Annotated in this window: 1 protein-coding gene; it reads left to right on the top strand. The window is 61.3% G+C overall.

Features of this window, described 5'->3' with window-relative positions; translation table 11 throughout:
• The coding region (locus ABH939_RS33180; protein WP_404650740.1) for a condensation domain-containing protein at positions 1-1,050 on the top strand (1,050 nt) is incomplete at both ends.

Raw genomic sequence — 1,050 nt, 5'->3', positions numbered from 1 at the left:
ATGGGCCCGTTGACCCGCGACGTCATGACCGCCTACTACGCCCGAACCAACGGCCAGGCTCCGACCTGGACGCCGTTGCCGGTGCAGTATGCCGACTATTCGTTGTGGCAGCGTGAGGTTCTCGGGTCCGAGGACGATCCGCAGTCCATGATCGCGAAGCAGATTGCGTTCTGGTCGGATGCGTTGGCTGATCTTCCGGAGCAGTTGGATCTGCCTGGTGATCGTCCGCGTCCCGAGATTGCTTCAGGGCGCGGCGCCAATCACAGTTTCACCATCGAACCGCAGCTGTGGTCCGAGCTGGACGAACTGGGCAAGGCAACGAACGCAACTCCGTTCATGGTTGTTCACTCGGCTCTGGCGGTGCTGTTGGGACGACTGTCCGCGACGACCGACATTGCGATCGGTGCCCCGATCGCGGGTCGTGGTGAAGCCGAGCTCGATGACGTGATCGGTATGTTCGTCAACACCTTGGTGTTGCGTACCGAGGTTGATCCGTCGATGTCGTTTGCCGAGTTGTTGGCGTCGGCGCGTGAGGTGGATTTGCAGGCGTTCGCGCATGCGGATGTTCCGTTCGAGCGTGTGGTGGAGGTTCTCGATCCGGTTCGTTCGCAGGCTCGTCATCCGTTGTTCCAGGTGGCGTTGACGTTCCAGAACCTTGGACAGAGTGCTCTCGAACTGCCCGGACTCACCGCCGCTGCTGTGGAATTCGACGCAGCACTGGCCAAGTTCGATCTGCAATTCACACTTGAAGAAGCCGCTGACGCCGGTATGTCCGGCACCCTGACCTACGCGACGGATCTGTTCGACGCGTCGACAGCGGCCGAGTTCGCTGATCGGTTCGTGTCCGTCCTCCGTGGCGTTGTCGCGAATCCGGCCGCTGCCGTTGGCGACGTGGATGTTATGACCGCCGGTGAGTTGGATCGCGTTCTGTCATGGAGCGACACGGGTGTCGACAGTGGTGTGGATTCGACGTTGTCGGCGTGGTTCGATGATGCTGCTGCGCGGTTTGGTGATCGGGTTGCGGTGCGGTTCGGTGGCGAGTCGTTGTCG

Source organism: Rhodococcus sp. 27YEA6, assembly GCF_044908235.1.
Lineage (GTDB): Bacteria > Actinomycetota > Actinomycetes > Mycobacteriales > Mycobacteriaceae > Rhodococcus_F > Rhodococcus_F qingshengii.
The sequence above is the reverse complement of the archived record's forward strand: the minus strand, read 5'-3'. Positions and strand labels throughout refer to the sequence as shown.